Source organism: Prescottella soli (genome assembly GCF_040024445.1).
Lineage (GTDB): Bacteria > Actinomycetota > Actinomycetes > Mycobacteriales > Mycobacteriaceae > Prescottella > Prescottella soli.
In genome coordinates, this window is record NZ_CP157276.1 from 3,767,737 (window position 1) to 3,789,127 (window position 21,391).

Here is a 21,391-nt window from a genome sequence, read left to right on the forward strand (position 1 = left end):
TGCGAACCGCCGCGTTGACAGTTTCGAGGGCGTCGTTGCGGTGGACGGATCGTGGGGAACCGGGGTTCGGACCGGTCCGTTTGACATATGTTTTGCTTCTGCCGCTCGGCTGCGGCGAGTCACCCACACGGGTGCGGTGACGAAAAGGACGACACCCTTCAGGGGAAAGATATGCGCAAGAAGTCGGCGCGCTGCGCCGCGACCGTCGGTACCGCAGTTGCGCTGGCCGCGTTGTCGTTGCCCGGTACCGGGCAGGCGGCACCGTCGGCGGACCGACTCCCCGCCGGCCTCGTCGCGGCCATCCAGCGTGATCTGCATCTGACCCCGCAGGAATACCTGGAGCGGGCGGACGCGGCGCAGCAGGTGGCCGGATACGCCAGCGACCTGCGCCGAGTCGACCCCGGCGCCTTCGGTGGTGCGCGACTCGACCTGGACGGCGTGCCGACCGTGGCGGTCACGTCACCCGAGGCCGCGGCGCGGGTCGTTGCGGCCGGCTACCGCGCCGAGTTCGTCCCCTCTCCGATCGACGCCCCGGAAGGGACGCCGGTCCAACCGAATCGGCGGTCGAATACGCCGATGTCGGTGCCCCGGTTCGAGGTCGCGTCAGGCACCGACCCGATCGGTGGTGACGCGTACATCACCACTGTCGAGCCGATCGCAACCGCACGGTCCTTCATGGTGTGCTCGTTCGGGTTCACCGCCGCGGACAGCGCCGGTACCCCGCTGGCGCTCAGCGCGGGACACTGCGATCCGAGCCGGGCAACCGCCGGAACGGCGAACGCCGCAGCGGTGTACGCGCCCAACCGAACCGACATCCCGAACAGTCCCCGGGTCGGCGAATTCGCGAGGTCCGGTATCGGAAGCGCGGGCGGAGGACTCGACTACTCGGTGATCCGGCTGACGCCGGAAGCGGCGGCCGGTGGTCTGGGCAAACCCACGGTCCGCGGTGCCGACGGCGACGTACTCACGATCACCGGCACCGCAGTCCCGGTGGCGGGCGCGCCGGTGTGCAAGTCCGGACAGAGGTCCGGCTACACGTGCGGGACGGTACAGGCCGCCGCCTACACCACCGATCTGTTCGGGAACAGTGGGGAGTCGTGGAGCGTGCACGGCTTCACCCACGACGCGTGCACCCTCGCCGGCGACAGCGGCGGTGCGATCATCACCGGCACGCGCGCGCTGGGCATCACCAGTGGGTCCACGGTGGCCGATGCCGCGGGCTGCACGCAGGCGGTCGCCGCCGGTGGTGTGCTCAGCTTCGGTATTCCGGTGCGGGACATCCTCGCCCAGGTGAACGGATCGTCGTGTGCGGCAGGTTCCGGTATCGCCGTCCGAACCGCCGCGAATCCGACCGGGATGTGCGAGACGCCCGAGCCGGCACCCGGCAGCTCGAACCCGTTCGGCAGCCTCGGCTCGACCGGGTCGTAGCCGGCCGTCCCGGTCGGCGCGGCCGCGGTCAGTTGAGCGTGAACAGCGGCCCGGTGATGGTCAGCCCCAGATCACGGGTGTGGGCGAAGAACGCGAACAGCATCAACGCCGCGCCGGCCAACGCCAGGTCCTTGTTGAACTGGATCATCTCCATCTGCCGGGTGGACGGATCGGACTCCGACCAGAACCCGTGCATGATCGCCGCCGTCGGCACCAGGAAGGCGACGATCAGCAACGAGCCGAGATCGGCCCACACGCCCAGAAGCACGCTGAGTCCGCCCACGACGACCAGCACGCCCGATGCCAGAACGGCGAGCTGGGCGGCCGGAACGCCCTTGCCCTCGGCGTACTGCGCCATCGACTTCGACTGCGTCAGATGGCCCACGCCGGAGAAGAGGAACAGCGCGGAGAACAGGATGCGACCGATCAGGATGACGACGTCCATCGTCCACCTCCGAGTAGCGGTTGACTTTCACGATAGTGCAGCTGGTCAGGGCCTCGGTCCGCTTTCGGCGCGCATCGCAAACCGGAGTCGGGCGATCGCGACACGATTCGATTTGCGGTGCAATCAAGGGGCCGGCGGACATACTCGAGTCACGGGCGAGCGCCGACAACCCATGAAGAGAGCGACTGACACCCATGACGAAGAACGAGAGCGGCTCGAACGAAGGGGACTCTCCGTCTCGGCTGATCGACGAGCGGATCAGGGAGTTGGGCGATTGGCGGGGCGAGATGCTCGCCCGGATCCGGGGTCTCGTCAAGCAGGCCGAACCCGACGTCACCGAGGAGTGGAAGTGGAGAGGGGTTCCGGTCTGGTATCACGCCGGAATGATCTGCACCGGTGAGACGTACAAGAATGCCGTGAAGGTGACCTTCGCGAAGGGCGCGTCGTTGGACGATCCCGCGGGCCTCTTCAACTCCAGCCTCGAGGGCAACACCAGGCGGGCCATCGATTTCCACGAGGGCGACGAGATCGACGAGCCGGCGTTCACGGCGCTCGTGCGAGCCGCGGTCGCACTCAATACCTCGCGCAGCTGAACACCCGCCGACCCTCCGCTCGTTCAGCGCACCGATGATCGAGACAGGCCGCCGGTAGTCGGGCCCAGCCGATCAGTTATGGTCGTCCGGAGCGTGGAACTGGGGAGGGTTCGTGGCTACGGCTTATATTGTCTGTCTTGCAATGGGTTTGGTGGGCATCGTGGGGGCGCTCATCGTCGGTGAGGCCGGCGCCGATGTCGGTGAGGCGGGCTCGGACGGGCTGCCGTTCCTGAGCCTGACGACCCTGGCCACCGCGCTGCTCGGATTCGGGGCCGGTGGCGGCGCGGTCACCGCGCTCGGTGGCGATGTCTGGGTGGCGGGCGTGGCGGCCGTCTCGGCCGCCACGGTCCTGGTTGTCCTGACCCGCGGGCTGTTGTTGCCGTACCTGCTCCGGCAGCAGGCGAATTCGCAGATCAGCCGACTCGCCTACCTCGGCCTGACCGGCACGGTCACCATCCCGATCAGCCCGGACGGCTGGGGCGAGATCGCCTTCGTCGATCCTGACGGGAACAGGGTTCGTTCCCGGGCGGTCACCACCGAACCGGCCGTGCTGCCCACCGGAACTCGCGTCTACATCAGCGACGCATTCGACGACGAACATCTCCACGTCGTCTCGATCCCCGACTCGTCGACGACGAATAATGCACTGCCCGAAACGAACTGAGGAAGGCTCATGGCTCTAGTCGTGGCCGCCGTCGTGGTGGCCCTCGTGATCTTCATCGGACTACCGACCCTGTACGTGCGGAACTACATCAAGGTCCCGCCCAACGAGGTCGCGGTGTTCACCGGCCGCGGCAAGCCGAAGGTGGTCCGTGGTGGCGCTCGCTTCAAGATCCCCGGCATCGAACGAGTCGACATCATGTCGCTCGAGCCGTTCAACGTGAGCATCAACCTCCAGAATGCGCTCTCGAACGACGGTGTCCCGGTCAACGTCGAGGCCGTCGGTCTGGTCCGCATCGGCTCCGCCGACGAGGCGGTGCAGACGGCGGTCCAACGGTTCCTCACCTCCGATCTCGACGAGCTCCGCCGACAGATCAACGAGATCCTCTCCGGATCGCTGCGTGGCATCACCGCGACCATGACGGTCGAGGACCTCAACTCGAACCGAGAAACGCTCGCGCGCAGTGTCGTCGACGAGGCCGGCGGAGACCTCGCTCGGATCGGCATGGAGGTCGACGTTCTCAAGATCGCCGGGATCAGCGACCACAACGGTTACCTCGAGTCGCTCGGTCAGCGCCGCATCGCCGAGGTCAAGCGCGACGCCGCCATCGGTACCGCGAACGCCGAGCGGGACGCGCAGATCCAGTCGGCCAAGGCACGGCAGGAGGGTTCGATCGCGCAGGCCGAGGCCGACACCGCCATCGCGGCCGCCAACCAGGCCCGCGACGTCGAACTGGCCCGCCTGCGCGCGCAGACCGAAGCGGAGAACGCGGAAGCGGACCAGGCCGGCCCGCTTGCTCAGGCGAAGGCGGAGAAGGACGTCGTCATCGCCCGTCAGCAGGCCGAGGCGGCCCGCGTCGAAGCCGGTATCGAGGTCGAGCGGCGGCGCGCCGAACAGGCGCAGGCAGCTCTCGAAGCCGACGTGATCGCGCCGGCGGAGGCGGAGCGTCGGGCGGCGATCGCACGCGCCGAGGGTCAGCGTGAGTCCTCGATCCTCAAGGCCGAGGCGGACTCTGAGGCTGCGAGGCGGATCGGTGCCGCGCAGGCCGAGGCCCGAACGCTCGCTGCGGGTGCGGTGCGCGCGGAGCAGCAGGCTGAGGCAGACGGCCTCAAGGCGCGCCTGGCCGCCGAAGCCGACGGCCGGAAGGTCGCTGCCGATGCACTCCGCGCGGAGCAGGAAGCTGAAGCCGACGGCCTGCGTGCCCGACTCGAGGCAGAGGCAGACGGAAAGCGGAAGGTCGCCGAGGCGCTCAACGCGTACACCCCGGCGGCCGCGCAGCTCCTGCTCGCCCCCGACGTCCTCCACGCGCTTGTCGCCGCTACCGAAGCGGCCGCCAAGCCGGTGGGCGACATCGATCGGATCTCGATCGTCGGCGGGGGGAGTGACGGCGTGACCAGCTCGATCGGATCCATCCTCGGGATCAGCCCGACCGTCATCGCGGGCGTCATCGAGACCCTCGAGAACTCCGGCGTCGACATCACCGGAATCCTCAACTCGATCGGCCGGCCGACGCCGAGTACCGGCGCGGCGACCGCCGAGCCCCAGATCCCGGTCGGGTCGGCCGTACGGAACGGCAGCGCCGCCGACATCGCGGACTGATCGACTGGTGGGCCCGTCCATGGGGCAGGCCCACCAACCGCTCGGCGCGTCGACGTGGAACTAGGCAGAGGCGCGGCGCCGGAGGAACCCCTCGAGGGCGGCTGCGACGTTCTCGCGCACAAAGCTCTCCTCCTCGGCTGCGATCACAGCGCGCATCGTGTCGAGTTCGAGCTCGGCGCCAGGCAGGTCGAACACCGCGCATCCGGCCGCGTTGCGGATATCCCAATCGTCGTCCGTCCGGGCCAGGTGGATCAACGTGTGGCGGCACTTCTCGGCGAGTGAATCGTCATCGATCCGAAGGATTTCGAAGACCCTCACTGCTTCGATCCTCACCAGATCGTCTTCCGAAGCGTCGCTGGCGACCGCGAGCAGGAACGGGGCCAGCCGAGGTCCGTCGCCCGCCCCGGGGATCAACGACCGCAGTGCGGCGAAGCGCCCATCCGCGCTCCGCTGCGCGAAGTCGTCGATCAGTTCACGTGCAGCCGCTGATTCGGACGCCATGGGATTCACCGTACGGGGCTCTCGCGAGTTTCCGGCGCACACAGGTCGAAGTCGAGTACATGAACGAGTGGATCAGGTGTACTCGACCGTCACCTTGTCGACGGATCCGTTGAACGGGAACGGAGCGCGGTCGTAGTAGTCCAGGGAGACGGGGGAGCCGAGGCAGGTTCCGATGTCGAGGCAGTCGTTGGCGGTGAACAGCAGTGGCGCGCTGACCGGCACGGTCGTCTTGCTCACCGGTTGACCGTCGACGCTCATGGTCACGTTCAATGGGCCGCCGGGGCGAGCCTCGGCGTATTCGGTGAGCACCTCGATGGTGTGGTTCCCCCGAGATATTGTTGCGGCAGAACGCATCTTGGTCCTCATCAGGATGAACAGGTTGTACTCGTAACAAAGATACCCGTCGTCCATGAAGCAGGTCAGACCGCCGCCGTTGGCGCCGAGGGCGTAGAGCACCCCGCTCGCCGCGTCGGGGACCGTCAGCTCGATGGTGACCCGGTTGTTCTTGTTTCCCAGTGCGGGCGCACAGAACTCGGGCATCCGGACGACGTCGCCTGTGAACTCCCAACTCGTGTAGGGGGTGGAGATGCGTTGCTCGGGATGGATGGCCGCCACCCAGAGGCCGCCGCCGACGGGCAGGACTTTGTTCTTGGCCGCCTCGATCGCGAACATCTCCCGTAGTTGGGCGAGCTTCTCGGGATGCTGCTCGGCGAGATCCCGATTCTGGGTCCAGTCCTCGTCGAGGTGGTAGAGCTCCCAGGTGTCGTCGTCGGGGCTCCAGTCGCGGATGCCGCCGGGTACTCCCGGCAACCACGGTGCGCGCGGGCCGAACGCCGATGCCATCCAGCCGTCGTGGTAGATCGCGCGGCTACCCATGATCTCGAAGTACTGAGTGCGCTTGCCTGCCTCCGCATCCCGGTCGACCAGGGTGGGGGCGAAGCTGGCGCCGTCGATCGGGTCCTGCGGGATCCCGTTCACGGTCCGCGGTGGGGTGATGCCGATCAGGTCGTAGAAGGTCGGCACCAGGTCGTTGCAGTGGAGAAACTGGGTGCGCGGGGTCGAATCCGGGGTGATCTTCGCGGGCCACCGGGCGACCATGGGGTTGCGGGTGCCGCCGAGGTGGGAGGCGAGTAGCTTCATGCCCTTGTACGGCGTGCTACCCGCCCATGCCCAGCCGGCGTGGTACATGTTGTCGGTCTTCGGGGAGCCGAGCACGTCGAGCCCGCCGAGCTCCTCGAGTGCTGCGATGTGCTGGGCCGTGGTGGTGGGAATGCCGTTCTGGGCGAGGAGTTCACTGATGGTGCCGTTCTGGCCCTCACCCGACGAGCCGTTGTCCCCCCAGATGTAGAGGACGAGGGTGTTGTCGCGGTAGCCGAGCTGATCGAGTTCGTCGAACAGCCGCCCGACCTGGACGTCGCAGTGTTCGGCGAAGCCTGCGGCGACCTCCATCAGTCGCCGCTGGAACGGCTTCTCGTCGTCCGGGATGTCGTCCCACGCCGTCATCGTGGGGTCGCGGTCGGTCAGTTCCGCCTCCGGCGGGATCCACCCCTTCTCCTTGGCCCGCGCGAAGACTCGCTCACGGTAGGCGTCCCAGCCGTCGTCGAACTTGCCGGCATAGCGGTCCGCCCACTCCTTCATGATGTGGTGCGGCCCATGCAGACAGCCGCTGGCCCAGTACATGAAGAACGGCCGATCGGCGTCGAGCGCCTTGTGCCGGCGAAGCCAGCCGATCGCGTCGTCGGCGAGGTCCTCGCTGAGGTGGTAGCCCTCCTCGGGGGTCTTCGGCGGCAGGACGACGGTGGTGTTGCGCACCAGATTCGGCTCGTACTGGGAGGCCTCGCCCGCGAGAAACCCGTAGAAGTAGTCGAAACCGACACCGGTGGGCCAGTTGTCGAACGGGCCGGCGGCGGTGGTCTCCTCAGCCGGGGTGTTGTGCCACTTGCCGAAGGCGGCGGTGGTGTAGCCGTAGTGGCGCAGCACCTCGGCGCCGGTGGCGCTGGACTTGGGGATATGCCCCGAGTATCCGTCCCAGTCGTTGGCAAGCTCGGCGATCTGCCCGTTGCCGACCCGGTGATGGTTGCGGCCGGTCAGCAGCGCGGCGCGGGTCGGCGAGCACATAGCGGTGGTGTGGAAGCGGTTGTAGCTGATCCCCTCACCGAGCATCCGGTCGAGTGTCGGGGTGTTCACCTCACCGCCGAATCCGCTCGGCAGGCCGGGTCCGGCGTCGTCGATGAGGACGACGAGGATGTTCGGTGCATCGTCCGGTAGGTGCCTGGCCGTCGGGCGCGGATTGTACACCGACTCCTGCATGGTGCGGCCCGCGATGCTCCCCGACGGTGTCGGTGGGAACGGGAGAGTCTCGCCACCCGGAATCTGCTCGGCTCCGATTCGGTTGCCCGTCATCCCAGCTCCCTCCATTGGCGATCCCGTGTCTCTCAACGGATCTCGGCATGGCCCAACGCGAAGGTACTCCGATACGCCGAGTCGCACCGGGAAATTGCCGAGGTCGCCTTACGTTGGCGATCCGGGAGGCGGTACTCGCTGGCGGCGGTTCCGTTTCGGGCACGAGTGCAGCGGCCGGGCACTAGACTGTTGGCCCCGATGAGGAGGGGTCGAATGCTGGTATTCGGCGAGCCCTACCAGGCGAGCGACGACATCACGATCGTCACCGTGTCGCGAAAGGGCTGGGACCAACGGCCTGAGCGTCCGATCGGCATCTACACAATCAGAGCGGACGGTACAACGTGGACACCGGCGGTCGACGCCAGCCGGCACGCGTTGATCGGCGTATGTACAGGTTTTGCGGCGGCGGTGATCGGCTCCCTTGCCGTTCTCCGGCGCCCGCCATGGCCGGAGCTGACCGAGCGGGTCATGGCCGGCGCGCGGCGGCGCTGATTGCGGGCGGGCGGCAACCGAACCGGATGGGTGAACCCGGATCACTTCTCCAGCAGCGGGTTACCCGCGGCGGCGAGGTACTGCTGGGCGGCCTCGGAGAAGGCGCGGATCCGGTTCGTGGTGCCGGCGGTTCGCCAGATCAACCGCCATTCGAAGGGAAGCCCGTCCCGGATGGGCACGTAGACCACGTCCGGTCGCGAGTCGTACCGACCGGCGTGGGTGGGCACCGGGAACACGCCCTGGCCCGCGCCGACGAGGGCCAGCATCTCTTGCACCGTGCCGAAGTCGGGGCCACGCTCGATCACCGCGCCGCTCGGCGTCGTCCGCGGGACCGCGGCCTCGTCCACCTCGTCCGGGAAGCCGCGGGGGCGCAACACCTTTGCCCGAGCCAGGTCGTCGAGGGTCACCGATTCGCGACGCGCGAGCGGGTCTCGAGCGGAGACGGCGAGGACGGACGGCTCGCGCAGCAGCACCGGGCTCTGGTCCAGGTCGCGGACGTTCGCGATGTCGGCTGCGGCGACGAGGACGTCGATCTCGTCGGCCACCAGCAGCCCGACGCCGTCGCTGTAGTGGCTCTCGCGGATCTGCACGCGGCAGCCGGGGTGGCGGGCGTGGAAGACGTTCGCGACGTCGAGTACGAGCTGGCCGATCGCGGTGCCGACGAAACCCACCCGCAGCACGCCGTCGAGTCCTCGCCCGGACGCGATCGCCCGGGCGATTCCCTCGCGGATCTGCTGATCGGCCGGCCGCAGATCCTCCTCGAGCCGTCGGCCGATCGGGGTCAGTACCACCCGGCGGCTGGTCCGCTCGAACAGCGCGGTGCCGATGCGGCGCTCGAGTGCTTTGACGGTCTGACTGACCCGCGCCGTGGACACGTGCAACCGCTCGGCGGTGCGGCCGAAATGCAACTCTTCGGCCAGCGTCAGGAATATCTCGATGTCACGCCGCTCCATGCAGAGCCCCCGTTCGTCTACCCACAGGTTAACGATCCTTGCGTGAACTGCCGTTGTTCACACGGCGGGCCCGGCCGATCGTGGAGGGACGACAAACCTCGACCAGCAGGGAGAACGAAATGACCGAGTTCAGACGGACTTCGCCGACACTCGTCCTCGGCGGAACCGGAAAGACGGGTCGCCGCGTTGCGCAACGACTGACCGGGCTGGACCTGCCCGTGCGCATCGGGACACGCGCGGGTGGCGTTCCGTTCGATTGGGAGGACCCGCAGACCTGGGAGCCCGCGCTCGACGGCATGACAGCTGTCTATGTTTCCTACTACCCCGACCTCGCTGCACCCGGTGCGGCCGAGGCGATCGCCTGCTTCGCCGAACTGGCCGTGGATCGTGGGGCGCGGCGCCTGGTACTGCTCTCCGGCCGAGGCGAGATCGAGGCCCGCACCTGCGAGAAGGCGCTGACGGATTCGGGCGCCGATGCGACGATTCTGCGCTCGAGCTGGTTCAGCCAGAACTTCAGTGAGAGCTACCTCTTGGGCCCGGTCCTCGGCGGCCGGGTGTTCCTCCCGGCCGGCGACGTGCCCGAGCCGTTCGTCGACGCGGACGACATCGCCGACGTCGCGGTCGCGGCACTCACCCAGCCGGGTCACGTCGGCGAGGTCTACGAACTGACCGGCCCCCGGGCGCTCACCTTCGCCGAGGCTGTCGCGGCCATCGGTGACGCCGCGGGCCGCGACATCGACTACGTCCAGGTGCCCGCCGCCGACTACGCGGCCGCCCTCGCTGCCGAACAGGTTCCGGACGACGTGATCGAACTGCTGATGTATCTGTTCACCACCGTCCTGGACGGCCGCAACGCGACACCGGGTGACGGCGTCCAGCGTGCACTGGGCCGAACTCCGGTCGACTTCACCGACTTCGCCGCACGCACCGCCGCCACCGGCATCTGGAACGTGGGGTGACCGTCATGAACGTCAAACTTCTCCAAGTGATCTCGCTGTTCGGTGCGTGTCTCACCACCGGGCTCGTGGCCGGACTGTTCGCAGGCTTCGCGTACGCGGTGATGCCGGGCCTCGGCCGTTCCGACGACCACACCTTCGTCGAGGCGATGCAGAAGATCAACGTCGCAATCCTCAACGGCTGGTTCATGTTCTGCTTTGTCGGTGGGCTGCTGCTCACCGTGGCGGCACTGCTCTCGCACGTGCGATCCGGGAGCGGCGTGCTGCCCTGGATCGTCGCCGCACTCGTGCTCTATCTGGTGATGTTCGTGATCACCGGCACCGTCAACGTGCCCCTCAACGACGAGCTCGCCCGCGCCGGCGAACACCTGACGGATCCCTCTGCCGTGCGCGCGCACTTCGAATCGAAGTGGGTGACGTGGAACATCGTGCGTGCGCTCGTCACCACCGTGGCCTTCGCTGCCCTCGCCTGGGCGCTCGTGCTGCACGGACGCGCAGCCGCGACGCCGACATCTGCGTTGGGCACCGACCCCTCCGCGACTGCCCACGTCGTCCAGAAGGCTGAGGCGCAGCAGGACTGGACGCGGGGCCAGTCCGAGGCCCGGAGCTGGGGCACGTCCCGCCGGTAAGCGTGAACCCTCAACTGCCGGCGGCCTGACTCGCAGTGACTTTCGCGGCCAGGGCGGCGAGCTTGGCGTCGAGGGCCTGCGCGGCCGCCCGCAGTGGGGGGTTCTCGGTGATGACCATGAGTGAGGACGGCTTGACGTAGGTCAGGCTGCTTCGGCCGCCCTCCTCCTCCAGGAGCAGAAGCTCGACAGGTGCGAACAGTCCCGCTGTCAGGTCGTGACGAATCATCGTGATCGCGATCAGTGGGTTGCCGACGATGGCACGCAGCGCCTTGCGGTCGATGCCGGCGATCTTGATCCATCCTCCGTGATCGATCAGGTCCATCAGCATGAAGTCGCTCGGACCGAGATGTCGGGTGACCTCCGCGGCGAACGATTCCCAATCCTGGAAGGTTGCCGACGGGAGATCCTCTATCACTACGGGTTTTTCGCCGACATCGGCGAGCAACGCGGCAACCGACTCTTCGTAGGGGCGATCGCTGTCGAACCGGACCCGAACGCCCTCGAACGGGATTTCTCGAGAATCAGCGGACGACATGCCGCCCTCCTTGACATCGGCGATCACGGGCCAACCACGCGACCGCATCTCATGGATTCGGGCCCTGGGCGTGCGAGCGATGAGCAGGCTGTCCGATTCGGGCCGACTGCAGTGTCGGCCGGAGCATATTCCGTTGCCCTGGCGGCACCTCCAACCATGCGGGTCAATTCGACGACCACGACACAATCCGCACGCGCGGGCTGGGCCTCGCCGACCGCTACCACCGGCGGACCATCGACACCCGCATACGTTTCCAAGCGTACTTGCCGACGGTCTCATCGTGATTTCGTGGATTGCCCGCAGTTCGAAGTGGTGGGTAGGCTTTCTTTCACGGTCGGAGAGCGTAATTCGTGCTCACCGGCGGCTCGTTTCGCCGCCGGATTCCACCTCGCTGCCGGATTTCGCGGAGGCGCCGTATGACGTACATGGGCAAGCCCTACTACCCGGTGTGGCTCGACAACCTGGCCGACGACGTCACCCTGGAGGCCGCGGCGATGGACGGCACCGCGATCGGTGCCGAAGACGTCCGTGCCATCTTGGTCACGGCCCGCGAACTCTATGAGCACCAGGAGTTCAACTACGCCGGACCCTGCGGCGAGAGCAGCTTCCTCGAGGACTACACCAGCTCGGTCCACGGGACGTCCACGTATGTTGTCGTTCTGGTCACCTTCAACACCGCCGGGCAGACGCACCGTGTCGTGGTGAACCACCGGCCGCGCAGCGCGATGCTGCAGTTCTCCCGTTCGATGCTCGAGAAGTTCACCGGTACCCCGTACGCACGATTCTGGGAAGGCACACCGTGAGCGGCGCGACACCAGACCTGATGGCATACGTACCGCTGCAGGAATGGTCGGTGTCGCAAGGGGGTTCGCTGCCAGTTGCGAGTGGAGACGTCGCATGACGTACATGGGGAAGCCCTACTACCCGGCGTGGCTGGACAATCTGGCCGACGACGTCACGGGGGAAGGTGCGGCGTGGGACGGTGCCATCGCGGGCGCAGAGGCCGTCCACGAAGTGGTGGTCGCCGCCCGCGAGATATATGAATTCCAGGACTTTCACTACGCCGGCCCGTGCGGCGAGAACGGCTTCCTCGAGGACTACACCTCGGCGGTCCGCGGTGTGCCTCTCTACGTCATCGTCCTGGTCACGTTCAACGCGGCCGGAAAGGCCCAGCGCCTCGTGGTGAACCACCGTCCGCGGAGCGCCGTGCTGTTGTTGTCCCGCGTGATGCTCGAAAGGTTTGCCGGCACACCCCTCGCCAAGCATTGGGAAGGCACACCGTAGGGAGTGCAAGCGTCATCGGATTTCCGCACACGCGCACGCCGATTCGTTGCCTTCGGTAGCCTTGACGACACCGAGGACCGTGATGCCCGACCGATTGCGCCCGGCCCGCAGGGGACGGAGCCTGCATTCGTTTGCAGCGAGTGCTCCGTCGACACGACCGGACATTTTCGCGCCGCCAAGCTGGTAATCAGTCCGGATTCGGATGACACGCCTCCTGTGCGGCCCGCCGGGCGTCCCGGTCATGTCACGAAATCGGCGACTTGTCCTCGGTGCCGGGGAATCGTGTTGGCCCCGAGTTAATCTCGGACGAAAGGTATGGACATGAAGATCGTCGTCATCGGCGGAACCGGACTGATCGGCTCGAAGGTCGTTGCTCTTCTGAATGAACTTGGTCATCAAGCGGTTCCGGCCTCGCGGAGCACAGGAGTGAACACGCTCACCGGCGAGGGAATGAATGAGATATTGCGGGGAGCGGGCGTGGTGGTCGATGTATCCAATTCGCCGTCGTTCGCCGACGACGATGTGATGAACTTCTTCCGGACTTCCACCGGGAACCTGCTCAACGCTGCCGCCGAGGCCGGTGTCGGTCATTACGTCGCCTTGTCGGTGGTTGGTTGTGATCGGATACCCGAGTCGGGGTACATGCGGGCGAAGGCGGCGCAGGAGGAACTGATCAAGGGCTCGAGCCTGCCGTACTCGCTGGTGCACGCCACGCAGTTCTTCGAATTCGCCGGAGGCATTGCCGATTCCGCGACAACGGACGGCAAGGTGCGGTTGTCCGATGCCAAGGTCCAGCCGTTGGCTGCCGAGGAGGTTGCGGCGGCCGTCGGAACGACCGCGGCCGGGGCGCCCATGAACGGCACCGTCGAGGTCGCAGGCCCCGAGGTTCTCGGGATGGACCAGTGGATCGGCGAGGTGCTGACGGCCCGCTCGGATCCCCGCGAGGTCATCACCGATCCGCAGGCGCCGTACTTCGGTGCGGTGCTGGAGCGTGACAGTTTGCTACCCGGAAGCGGCGCGCAGCTCGCGCAGATTCGGCTGTCGGAGTGGTTGGCCGGTCAGTAGGAGATCCGCGCTCCGGCCAGGTCGTCGATCGGCGGAACGTCGGTGCCGTCTGGTTCAATGTCGCCGAATCGGAGACTGGAGGGTGCGGACATCATGGGGACCTGGGGCAGCGACAACTTCGCCGACGACACCGCCGCCGATCATCTCTCGGACCTGACCGGCCGGCTCGTCGACGAGGTCGCCAAGGCGATGTCCGGCGACCCGGTCGAGATCGAGCCGGACGAGTACTGGGGCGTCGCGGTGCCGTGCAACCTGGAGTTGCTCCACCTGATCGCGCAGCAGCACTATGTCGGGGTCACCCTGCCGGACCCGGGGACCATCGCCGGCTGGAAGGACCGGTTCCTGGCTGTCTGGGACGGGGCGATCGACGGGCTCGAGCCTGAGCCGGACTACAAGGTGCGGCGCCGCGAGGTCCTCGTGCGGACCTTCGACCAACTGGCTGAGCTGGCGAGGCGCGAGGAATGAGGACCCGGGCCGGCTCCCGCCGGCCCTCGCACGCGGCGACACCCTCGTCGTCTCTGACGACGTGACCGAGTCGAATTGACATCCGGACCGTCACGACGGAATAGTGTCCCGCCATGCGCATCGCACCAGCCAAGAAGAGCCGTGAGCGGCTCCGCGTTGGCTTGATCTGGGTGCAGAGACGCAGTCGCTGACGCCGTCACGGATGAGCACCCTCCGCTAGCCGAGCAGATTCGGCTGCACACCACCCGCATTACCGGGTCATTCGGGTCCATCCCGGCGCACGGTTTCTTCGCTGCGCACCCATTCCGCGCGTCCGGACCGATCCACCGATGCGAGCTACCTCGTCCCGCCCGTCGTGAGGAACCCGACGGGTAGCGGCGACGCACGTCGCAGCCTTCGCCATCGAGCCTCGCGCCCATCGGATTCGGTCTCGACTGCACACATCCAGGGAACTGACTTGATCACCACCACAGACCTCGAAGTACGCGCCGGTACCCGGAGCCTCCTCACCGCACCCGGCCCCGCCCTGCGCGTGCAGGCTGGCGACCGCATCGGCCTCGTCGGGCGCAACGGTGCCGGAAAGACCACCACGCTGCGCATCCTCGCCGGCGAGGGCGAACCATACGCCGGCGCGGTCGTCCGCACCGGCGCGCTCGGCTACCTCCCGCAGGACCCCAAGGAGGGCGATCTCAACGTCCTGGCCAGGGACCGGGTGCTCTCAGCCCGCGGTCTCGACTCCATCCTGCGAGAGATGGAGCAGCAGCAGACGCTGATGGCGGAGCTGGTCGACGGCCCCCAACTGGACAAGGCGGTCCGCAAGTACGGCTCGCTCGAGGAGCGGTTCTCGGCGCTCGGCGGGTACGTTGCGGAATCCGAGGCCGCCCGGATCTGCCACAGCCTGGGCCTGCCGGACCGCATCCTCGCCCAGCCGCTGCGCACGTTGTCCGGCGGTCAGCGTCGTCGCGTGGAACTGGCCCGGATCCTGTTCGCCGCCTCGGACGGTTCCGGCGGCAAGTCGAACACCACGTTGTTGCTCGACGAGCCGACCAACCACCTCGACGCCGACTCCATCAGCTGGCTGCGCGGCTTCCTGCAGAACCACGAGGGTGGGCTGATCGTGATCAGTCACGACGCGGACTTGCTGGGCGACGTCGTGAACAAGGTGTGGTTCCTCGACGCCGTGCGGGGCGAGGCCGACGTCTACAACATGGAGTGGAAGAAGTATCTCGACGCGCGCGCGACCGACGAGGCGCGTCGACGCCGCGAGCGTGCGAACGCCGAGAAGAAGGCCGGCGCCCTGCGGGTGCAGGCCGCGAAGCTCGGTGCCAAGGCGACGAAGGCGACCGCGGCGCAGAACATGGCGAAGCGGGCCGACAAGCTGATCGCCGACCTCGACGACGTTCGGGTGGACGACAAGGTCGCGCACATCCGGTTCCCCGAGCCGGCACCGTGCGGCAAGACGCCGCTGGTGGCGAAGAACCTGACCAAGGTGTACGGATCGCTGGAGATCTTCGCCGGCGTCGATCTCGCGATCGACCGCGGCAGCCGGGTCGTGATCCTCGGACTCAACGGCACCGGTAAGACCACGCTGCTGAAACTGCTTGCGGGCGTGGAGAAGCCGGACCTCGGCGAGCTGGTCCCCGGGCACGGGCTCAAGGTCGGATACTTCGCGCAGGAGCACGACACCCTCGACGACGAGGCGACTGTGTGGGAGAACGTCCGGCACGCCGCCCCGGATGCGGGGGAGCAGGACCTACGCGGACTGCTCGGCGCGTTCATGTTCACCGGACCGCAGCTCGAGCAGCCCGCCGGGACGCTGTCGGGTGGTGAGAAGACCCGTCTGGCGTTGGCCGGCCTGGTGTCCTCGGCGGCCAACGTGCTGTTGCTCGACGAGCCGACCAACAACCTGGACCCGGTATCCCGGGAGCAGGTGCTCGACGCGCTGCGCAGCTACACCGGCGCCGTCGTCCTGGTCACCCACGACCCCGGCGCAGCCGAGGCCCTCGATCCGGAGCGGGTCATCCTGCTGCCCGACGGCACCGAGGACCACTGGTCGCAGGAGTACCGGGAGCTGATCCAGCTCGCCTGACCCTTGCCGAATCGGGGTGTGGAGTCGTTTCCGCCGACGACGGGCACGACTCCACACCCGGGCGGTGGCGGTCGGGGGAGCGGGGTGCCTACCAGTGCTGACCGGCGCAGGTGTCCGTAGGCCGTTCCCGGTCCGCCGCGACTGCGGGACTGCTGACCTTCCGGACCGCCGTGATCGCCGCCGCGCAGCATGCCGCGCCGACCGCCATCAACGTCCAGAGCAGCGGCTCTCGGCCGCCGGTATCGCCGAATGCCATCAGCCCCAGGTTGACGACGGCATGGAACAGGGTGGCGATGAGCAGGGTCCCGTTGCGGAAAGGATCCAGGAGGACCGCCAGTAGCACCGACATGGCAATCGTCGACAGCAGGAAGCCGGCCGCATACGCGACCCCGGCCGTGAAGATCTGTACGTGCCACACTCCCCAGACGGCCCCGACCAGCACACCGGTGACCAGAACGGAGTACCTGCTCCGCAGGTAAGGCTGCAGGAATCCGCGCCATCCGACCTCTTCGCCGCAGGCGCCGACACACTGCGCGAGGACGAGCAGTCCGATCGGCGCCGACCCGGCATGCACAGCGGAGAGGCTGACGCTGCCGCCGAGCGCGACCAACACCACAACGGGCAAGCCCAAGACCACCAGCACCGATCCGGCGGCCACGGCTGCCAGAGCGGCGTCGGGCCGCCACAGGCTCACCTCCAGCGGTGCAACCCAGCGGCCTCGCCAGGCCAACAGGACCACCGCCACCGCGATCGCGGGTGCGAACTGCACCAGTTCGAGCAGGTCCGGATCGGGGCCCGTCGCGGACTGCATGGCGACGAGGATGCCGCCGACCAGAAAGGCCACGAGCACGTACACCGTTGTCGGCGCCCACATCCGGGGCGGTTGCGAAGTCATGCAGAAGAGCCTCGCGCGGCGCCGCCGGGCGCACATCAACCCACGGTATCAACCGTCCCTCGTACCCAGGGGGCATCCCGCCCGGAGTTCCGCGGCACCACCGTGTCCGAGCGTGGCAATCCTCTGGCTCCGCCCCGGCCAAGTGTCGACGAGGGTGTCGCGAGCAATCTCGTCCAGTCAGTGGCGCACGGCGGCGACATCGACGCCGTCGGGCTCCTTGACGGTCCTGCCGTGCCGAAGACATCGGTTCGCCGGTACCGATCAGCGGTAGCGGCTGTTTCGGGGGCAGCGAGCAGTTCTCGACGAGTTCGCATGTCGAAGATCACTGCCAGACGCGGACGTAGTCGACGTACAGGGTCGACGCCCGATCGAGTGGCGCGTCGGCGATCGATCCTTGCGCCCACTGCAGGATCTCCTGCGACAGGATGGGGAACTCGGCGACCGTGCTGATCAACGCCGGATCCGTTACCGTGCGGACCGGCTTTCCGTCGTAACGGAATTCGAGCGTCGAGGGGGACCAGCTCAGGCCGATCGTGTGATAGCCACTGTGCAATCCGGGAGCGTTCACACGCTGTGCGGACTTGATGTGTCCTGCGCCGTAGCCGCCGTAGTGGATCGTGGCGGTGTATTCGTCGCCGGCAAAGTTGCTTTCGATCAGGTCGATCTCCGCACCCCGCGCCGCATTGCGAGCACCGTCCGCCAGTCCGCGCGACGCCTGCAGCCAGGCTGCGGACAGATGCCCCTGGGTCGGCGGGAATCGGATGCGGAATTCGATCGTGCCGTACGTGAAATCGAACTTCCCATGGCTGTCGATACGGCCACCGGCATAGACGCCGTGGCCAAGCGCTGCGATGTCGATCGCGAGATTGCCCTCGGCGACACGAACCGTGGACGGCTTGTACCACCAGCGGAACCCGTCGGTCCGCGACGGCTCGGTGCGTTCTTCGTCACGGACGGTCCATTTGGCGGCATCCACGACTGAACCGTTGAACTCATCACTGAAAACCAGCGCGCCACGACCGACGCCGCCCAACGGCTGCGCATCGGCGGGAGTGGTGGGATCCACCAGATCGGGTGCGGCACCCGTTCCGAACGCCAGCACTCCCGCGACAGGGCCCAGCACGGCGGCGCCGGTTGCGACCCCGAGCAGGCTGAGCACGCGCCGACGAGAAATTGCGTCACCAAGGGTCCTTCTGCCCATGGCGGCCGAACCTACCACCCGGACCGGCAATACGAACGCTCATGTAGTACGACAAGGGCCCAGATCTCGGCGGTGAAACGCCTTTTACGGGGGCCTGCGTTGGCGGAGAGGTTCACCTATGCGAATCCCGTTGGTGCTGTTGAACGATTGGCGAACTTGCCGGCTGGCAATCACCCCCGAAGGGCGTCGCCAATCACACCGCAATCTGAGCGGTCCTATCTACCTGCTGGCAAGTCCATTCGATCATCCCGCAATCTGAAACTACCGATCGTGTGGCTCTTTCCGCTCCCGAGACCCGGTCCCATCCGGCTCAGCGGATAGGACCGGGCCGCGGTCTGTTGCCGATCACGTGTGGTGGCCAATACCTGCCGCAGCAGGTCATCCATCACATACAGGTGACTCGAACTCGGCCGTTGACCACGCGCGTGGTCAGTGCGAGGGGCTCGGTCCCCATCGGGCGGTGCTCGAGCACCGCCGCCGAGATCGGATCGGTCAGCACCGCGCGGACGGTGCGCCGGAGCCCGCGGGCCCCGTAGGCCGGGTCGAAACCCTGTGCACAGAGGAGCGCGACGACGTCGAGGCCGACGTCGACGCTGACGGACCGACGAGCCAGCCGGCGGGTGACGACGTCGATCTCGAGCCCGGTCACTTCACGTGCGGTCCGATCGTCGAACCCGTTCATCACAACGGTTTCGTCCAAACGATTGAAGAACTCTGGATCGAAGAACCGCTCGATCGCGCGCCGCACGACAGTCTCGCCGCCCCATCGTCGCTCGGCCCGACCGGGCCGGTGGGCCAGCCGAGCCCACGGAGTCCGGAGTCGTGCCGCCAGTTCGGCCGAACCGAGATTCGACGTCAGGAACACGTAGCTGTTGCGGAACGAGATCGTCTGTTGCCCGTTGGCCAATCGCAGTTCGCCGTGGTCGAGGATCTGCAGTAGCGCCCGCAGGACGGTCGTGTCGGCCTTCTCCACCTCGTCGAACAGGACGATGCCGGGGGTGTAGGGGTCGCCCTCGACGGCACCACGGTCGAACAGCGTGAACGACTCCTTGCTGCCGGCATAGCCCGGGGGAGCGCCGGAGAAGGACGCCGCATAGTGTTCCTGCGCGAGCGCGTTCATGTCGATGCGGCACATGTCGTCCGGGCCGGACCGCAGTTCGGCGGCGACCTGCCGAACCAGTTCGGTCTTGCCGACACCGGTCGGCCCGGCGAGCAGGACGTTCGCAAGCGGTCGGGTCGGGTCGTTCGCACCCACGGAGGCCAACGACACCGCACGTACGACCGCATCGACCGCGTTGCGCTGTCCCACGATCCGTGCATTCAGTCGATCGGTGAGTGCGGTCGGATCGAACGCGCCGACGGGGCGCGGTGCCGGTGGTTCTGTCGGGTCCGGTCGGGTCTGGTTCTGGTCGTGAAACATGTCCGTGAGATAGGGCACGGCGAACCTCCTCGTCAGGCCTCAGAGGTCTGTTCGACGGGAAGAGACCCGACCCGGCAATCGGCCACGCCCACAGTGTCTCTCGTGAACGACTCGACCCGCTCCTGGGCCTTCTCGGCGTCGGTGACCCAGAGCTTGTAGAACTCGAACGGGCAGTCGGCCACGCCCTTGTCGCCGTCGCCGGCGGCGTGGATTCCCGAGTAGCCGCGGTGCAGCAGCTTGAACAGGTGGTTCTGCGACTGGTCGTTCTCGCGGGCGTCGCGGATGGTGGAGACCGACAGCTGGGCGTACTGGATCCCGTACTCCTCCTCACCGGTCTCGCCGAGGGTGCGTCCGTCGAAGCCGATGATCGCCGAGTGTCCGAAATACGAGTAGACACCGTCGAATCCGGCGGCATTCGCCACAGCGACGTAGCAGTTGTTCGCCCATGCCATCGCCTTCGACATGACGATCTGCTGCTCCTTCGCCGGGTACATGTACCCCTGGCAGCGGACGATCAGTTCGGCACCCTTCATCGCGCAGTCCCGCCAGATCTCGGGGTAGTTGCCGTCGTCGCACACGATGAGCGAGATCTTCAGTCCCTTCGGGCCCTCGGTGACGTGCGTGGTGTCGCCCGGGTACCAGCCCTCGATCGGGCACCACGGCAGGATCTTCCGGTACTTCTGCACGATCTCGCCCCTGTTGTTCACGAGGATCAGGGTGTTGTAGGGCGGCTTGTTCGGGTGGTCCTCGTGCTGTTCGCCGGTGATCGAGAAGACGCCCCACGTGTCGGCCTCGCGGCAGGCGGCCGAAAAGATGGCGGTCTCGTCGCCGGGAATCGTTGCGGCCGTGTCGTACATCTCTTGTTCGTCGTACATGATCCCCTGCGTGGAGTACTCGGGGAACACGACCAGATCGAGTCCGGGCAGGCCCTTCTTCATGCCGATCATCATGTCGGCGATCCGGTGCGCGTTCTCGAGGACGCCCGCCTTGTCGTGCAGGCGAGGCATCTTGTAGTTGACGACCGCGACTCCGACGGTGTCGTTGCTCGAGGAGATGTCTCCGTGTCGCATGTGCTTCGTTCCTCTCGTGGATTTCGTTGTAGGGCCGAGCTAGTGGGAGGTGGAGCTGAGTTGGGGATCGAGGGACGCCCGGTGCCTGGCAGTCGGTCGGCCCAGCGCCGCGGCGAACACGACGAGCACTGCCAGGCCGGCCGCCCAGATCGCGGCGACTCCGGGGGAAGTGGGGAGATTGCCGGTGAGGGCGAGGAAGGCGGGCAGGGTGCAGGTGGGCTGGCTGAGCAGCAGTGCCGTCCATCCGGTGAATCGGGTGAGGTCCTCCCGACTGGTGCCAAGGACCAGGAAGAACAGGGTCCACAGGCCGGCCCAGGCGAGCCAGATGACGCCGAACACCGGGTCGTGGACGACGGTGAACGACAGCAGGCCGTAGACGACCGCGGCGGCGGCGACGAAGGCCGAGAACCAGCCGAGACCACGCGGATCGAGGTCCGCGAGGTTGCCGATCCCGACATACAGGTACGTGAAGCCGAACAGGTAGAGACCGGACGCGGCCAGGATCGCCCCGGCGTCCCCGTCGGCCTGGATCAGCATCGCCGTCGGAATCGTGCACTGGAGCGCGCCGACGAACAGGTTCAGGATCGCGGCCGACTTCGGCGGCACCGCACCCAGCAGCATCAGCCCGTTCACGAACAGGACCGCACCTACGTAGAGCAGACCGACACTGCCCATCGGAGACCTCGAATCGCTTTCAAATGGAATGA

22 protein-coding genes are annotated in these 21,391 nt (G+C 67.2%); 12 read left to right on the forward strand and 10 right to left on the reverse strand.

From position 1 onward, the window contains the following. Window positions 1–171: 171 nt before the first annotated feature. Window positions 172–1,428, forward strand: coding sequence for a S1 family peptidase (locus ABI214_RS17545; protein ID WP_348603791.1), 1,257 nt, complete (start codon window positions 172–174; stop codon window positions 1,426–1,428). Window positions 1,429–1,456: 28 nt separating this feature from the next. Here ABI214_RS17545 and ABI214_RS17550 read toward each other — a convergent pair whose 3' ends face one another. Continuing rightward, the gene (locus tag ABI214_RS17550; protein ID WP_348603792.1) at window positions 1,457–1,873 is read right to left on the reverse strand and encodes a DoxX family protein; all 417 of its coding nucleotides are present in this window, start codon (window positions 1,871–1,873) and stop codon (window positions 1,457–1,459) included. Window positions 1,874–2,067: 194 nt separating this feature from the next. Here ABI214_RS17550 and ABI214_RS17555 point away from each other — a divergent pair, with 194 nt between their 5' ends. From ABI214_RS17555 to ABI214_RS17565, 3 genes are all read left to right on the forward strand, one after another. After that, window positions 2,068–2,466, forward strand: coding sequence for a DUF1801 domain-containing protein (locus ABI214_RS17555; RefSeq protein ID WP_348603793.1), 399 nt, complete (start codon window positions 2,068–2,070; stop codon window positions 2,464–2,466). Window positions 2,467–2,608: 142 nt separating this feature from the next. Then, entirely contained in the window at window positions 2,609–3,130 is a 522-nt protein-coding gene (locus ABI214_RS17560) for a hypothetical protein (RefSeq protein ID WP_348603794.1), read from the forward strand. A gap of 9 nt (window positions 3,131–3,139) precedes the next feature. Continuing rightward, the gene (locus ABI214_RS17565) at window positions 3,140–4,726 is read left to right on the forward strand and encodes a flotillin family protein (protein WP_348603795.1); all 1,587 of its coding nucleotides are present in this window, start codon (window positions 3,140–3,142) and stop codon (window positions 4,724–4,726) included. A gap of 60 nt (window positions 4,727–4,786) precedes the next feature. On the opposite strand, the gene ABI214_RS17570 is transcribed toward ABI214_RS17565, so the two are convergent. Both ABI214_RS17570 and ABI214_RS17575 read right to left on the reverse strand, forming a co-directional pair. Further along, window positions 4,787–5,236: a hypothetical protein gene (locus ABI214_RS17570; protein ID WP_348603796.1), complete on the reverse strand. Its 450-nt coding sequence runs from the start codon at window positions 5,234–5,236 to the stop codon at window positions 4,787–4,789. Between the two features lie 63 nt (window positions 5,237–5,299). Beyond that, window positions 5,300–7,630: an arylsulfatase gene (locus tag ABI214_RS17575; protein ID WP_348603797.1), complete on the reverse strand. Its 2,331-nt coding sequence runs from the start codon at window positions 7,628–7,630 to the stop codon at window positions 5,300–5,302. 213 nt (window positions 7,631–7,843) lie between these two features. Here ABI214_RS17575 and ABI214_RS17580 point away from each other — a divergent pair, with 213 nt between their 5' ends. Next, window positions 7,844–8,122 carry a hypothetical protein gene (locus ABI214_RS17580; protein WP_348603798.1) on the forward strand — a complete coding sequence of 93 codons (279 nt, stop codon included), beginning with the start codon at window positions 7,844–7,846 and terminating at the stop codon, window positions 8,120–8,122. A gap of 41 nt (window positions 8,123–8,163) precedes the next feature. Here the strand turns inward: ABI214_RS17580 and ABI214_RS17585 are convergent, their stop codons facing one another. Next, window positions 8,164–9,075 carry a LysR family transcriptional regulator gene (locus tag ABI214_RS17585; protein ID WP_348603799.1) on the reverse strand — a complete coding sequence of 304 codons (912 nt, stop codon included), beginning with the start codon at window positions 9,073–9,075 and terminating at the stop codon, window positions 8,164–8,166. 119 nt (window positions 9,076–9,194) lie between these two features. On the opposite strand from ABI214_RS17585, the gene ABI214_RS17590 reads away from it, so the two are divergent. Continuing rightward, window positions 9,195–10,034 carry an NmrA family transcriptional regulator gene (locus ABI214_RS17590; RefSeq protein WP_348603800.1) on the forward strand — a complete coding sequence of 280 codons (840 nt, stop codon included), beginning with the start codon at window positions 9,195–9,197 and terminating at the stop codon, window positions 10,032–10,034. A gap of 5 nt (window positions 10,035–10,039) precedes the next feature. Further along, the gene (locus tag ABI214_RS17595; protein WP_348603801.1) at window positions 10,040–10,660 is read left to right on the forward strand and encodes a DUF1772 domain-containing protein; all 621 of its coding nucleotides are present in this window, start codon (window positions 10,040–10,042) and stop codon (window positions 10,658–10,660) included. A 10-nt stretch (window positions 10,661–10,670) separates the two neighbouring features. Here ABI214_RS17595 and ABI214_RS17600 read toward each other — a convergent pair whose 3' ends face one another. Beyond that, the gene (locus ABI214_RS17600) at window positions 10,671–11,195 is read right to left on the reverse strand and encodes a DUF302 domain-containing protein (RefSeq protein WP_348603802.1); all 525 of its coding nucleotides are present in this window, start codon (window positions 11,193–11,195) and stop codon (window positions 10,671–10,673) included. 416 nt (window positions 11,196–11,611) lie between these two features. Here ABI214_RS17600 and ABI214_RS17605 point away from each other — a divergent pair, with 416 nt between their 5' ends. From ABI214_RS17605 to ABI214_RS17625, 5 genes are all read left to right on the forward strand, one after another. Further along, a complete protein-coding gene (locus ABI214_RS17605) occupies window positions 11,612–11,998 on the forward strand; it encodes a hypothetical protein (RefSeq protein WP_348603803.1) in 387 nt (128 codons plus the stop codon). 94 nt (window positions 11,999–12,092) lie between these two features. Further along, window positions 12,093–12,479 carry a hypothetical protein gene (locus tag ABI214_RS17610; protein WP_348603804.1) on the forward strand — a complete coding sequence of 129 codons (387 nt, stop codon included), beginning with the start codon at window positions 12,093–12,095 and terminating at the stop codon, window positions 12,477–12,479. Window positions 12,480–12,800: 321 nt separating this feature from the next. Further along, entirely contained in the window at window positions 12,801–13,544 is a 744-nt protein-coding gene (locus ABI214_RS17615) for an SDR family oxidoreductase (protein WP_348603805.1), read from the forward strand. A 93-nt stretch (window positions 13,545–13,637) separates the two neighbouring features. After that, window positions 13,638–14,009, forward strand: a complete 372-nt coding sequence (locus ABI214_RS17620) for a DUF4259 domain-containing protein (protein WP_348603806.1) — start codon at window positions 13,638–13,640, stop codon at window positions 14,007–14,009. Between the two features lie 457 nt (window positions 14,010–14,466). Then, a complete protein-coding gene (locus tag ABI214_RS17625) occupies window positions 14,467–16,098 on the forward strand; it encodes an ABC-F family ATP-binding cassette domain-containing protein (protein WP_348603807.1) in 1,632 nt (543 codons plus the stop codon). Window positions 16,099–16,186: 88 nt separating this feature from the next. Here ABI214_RS17625 and ABI214_RS17630 read toward each other — a convergent pair whose 3' ends face one another. The 5 genes from ABI214_RS17630 to ABI214_RS17650 all read right to left on the reverse strand — a co-directional run bounded on the left by ABI214_RS17630 (window position 16,187) and on the right by ABI214_RS17650 (window position 21,359). After that, the gene (locus ABI214_RS17630) at window positions 16,187–16,993 is read right to left on the reverse strand and encodes a CPBP family intramembrane glutamic endopeptidase (RefSeq protein ID WP_348603808.1); all 807 of its coding nucleotides are present in this window, start codon (window positions 16,991–16,993) and stop codon (window positions 16,187–16,189) included. Window positions 16,994–17,315: 322 nt separating this feature from the next. Further along, on the reverse strand, window positions 17,316–18,152 hold the full coding sequence (locus tag ABI214_RS17635; protein ID WP_348603809.1) for a glycoside hydrolase family 16 protein: 837 nt from the start codon (window positions 18,150–18,152) through the stop codon (window positions 17,316–17,318). Window positions 18,153–18,579: 427 nt separating this feature from the next. Then, window positions 18,580–19,632 carry an AAA family ATPase gene (locus tag ABI214_RS17640; protein ID WP_348603810.1) on the reverse strand — a complete coding sequence of 351 codons (1,053 nt, stop codon included), beginning with the start codon at window positions 19,630–19,632 and terminating at the stop codon, window positions 18,580–18,582. A 14-nt stretch (window positions 19,633–19,646) separates the two neighbouring features. Then, window positions 19,647–20,684 carry an aliphatic amidase gene (locus tag ABI214_RS17645; protein WP_348603811.1) on the reverse strand — a complete coding sequence of 346 codons (1,038 nt, stop codon included), beginning with the start codon at window positions 20,682–20,684 and terminating at the stop codon, window positions 19,647–19,649. 39 nt (window positions 20,685–20,723) lie between these two features. Beyond that, window positions 20,724–21,359 (reverse strand): AmiS/UreI family transporter, encoded by a 636-nt coding sequence (locus ABI214_RS17650; protein ID WP_348603812.1) that lies wholly within the window; start codon window positions 21,357–21,359, stop codon window positions 20,724–20,726. Between the last annotated feature and the right edge of the window lie 32 nt (window positions 21,360–21,391).

Coding starts and splice junctions, on each gene's coding strand:
- ABI214_RS17545 (WP_348603791.1), top strand. CDS start 172: ATGCGCAAGAAGTCGGCGCGCTGCGCCGCGACCGTCGGTACCGCAGTT.
- ABI214_RS17550 (WP_348603792.1), bottom strand. CDS start 1,873: ATGGACGTCGTCATCCTGATCGGTCGCATCCTGTTCTCCGCGCTGTTC.
- ABI214_RS17555 (WP_348603793.1), top strand. CDS start 2,068: ATGACGAAGAACGAGAGCGGCTCGAACGAAGGGGACTCTCCGTCTCGG.
- ABI214_RS17560 (WP_348603794.1), top strand. CDS start 2,609: ATGGGTTTGGTGGGCATCGTGGGGGCGCTCATCGTCGGTGAGGCCGGC.
- ABI214_RS17565 (WP_348603795.1), top strand. CDS start 3,140: ATGGCTCTAGTCGTGGCCGCCGTCGTGGTGGCCCTCGTGATCTTCATC.
- ABI214_RS17575 (WP_348603797.1), bottom strand. CDS start 7,630: ATGACGGGCAACCGAATCGGAGCCGAGCAGATTCCGGGTGGCGAGACT.
- ABI214_RS17580 (WP_348603798.1), top strand. CDS start 7,844: ATGCTGGTATTCGGCGAGCCCTACCAGGCGAGCGACGACATCACGATC.
- ABI214_RS17585 (WP_348603799.1), bottom strand. CDS start 9,075: ATGGAGCGGCGTGACATCGAGATATTCCTGACGCTGGCCGAAGAGTTG.
- ABI214_RS17590 (WP_348603800.1), top strand. CDS start 9,195: ATGACCGAGTTCAGACGGACTTCGCCGACACTCGTCCTCGGCGGAACC.
- ABI214_RS17595 (WP_348603801.1), top strand. CDS start 10,040: ATGAACGTCAAACTTCTCCAAGTGATCTCGCTGTTCGGTGCGTGTCTC.
- ABI214_RS17600 (WP_348603802.1), bottom strand. CDS start 11,195: ATGTCGTCCGCTGATTCTCGAGAAATCCCGTTCGAGGGCGTTCGGGTC.
- ABI214_RS17605 (WP_348603803.1), top strand. CDS start 11,612: ATGACGTACATGGGCAAGCCCTACTACCCGGTGTGGCTCGACAACCTG.
- ABI214_RS17610 (WP_348603804.1), top strand. CDS start 12,093: ATGACGTACATGGGGAAGCCCTACTACCCGGCGTGGCTGGACAATCTG.
- ABI214_RS17615 (WP_348603805.1), top strand. CDS start 12,801: ATGAAGATCGTCGTCATCGGCGGAACCGGACTGATCGGCTCGAAGGTC.
- ABI214_RS17620 (WP_348603806.1), top strand. CDS start 13,638: ATGGGGACCTGGGGCAGCGACAACTTCGCCGACGACACCGCCGCCGAT.
- ABI214_RS17630 (WP_348603808.1), bottom strand. CDS start 16,993: ATGACTTCGCAACCGCCCCGGATGTGGGCGCCGACAACGGTGTACGTG.
- ABI214_RS17645 (WP_348603811.1), bottom strand. CDS start 20,684: ATGCGACACGGAGACATCTCCTCGAGCAACGACACCGTCGGAGTCGCG.
- ABI214_RS17650 (WP_348603812.1), bottom strand. CDS start 21,359: ATGGGCAGTGTCGGTCTGCTCTACGTAGGTGCGGTCCTGTTCGTGAAC.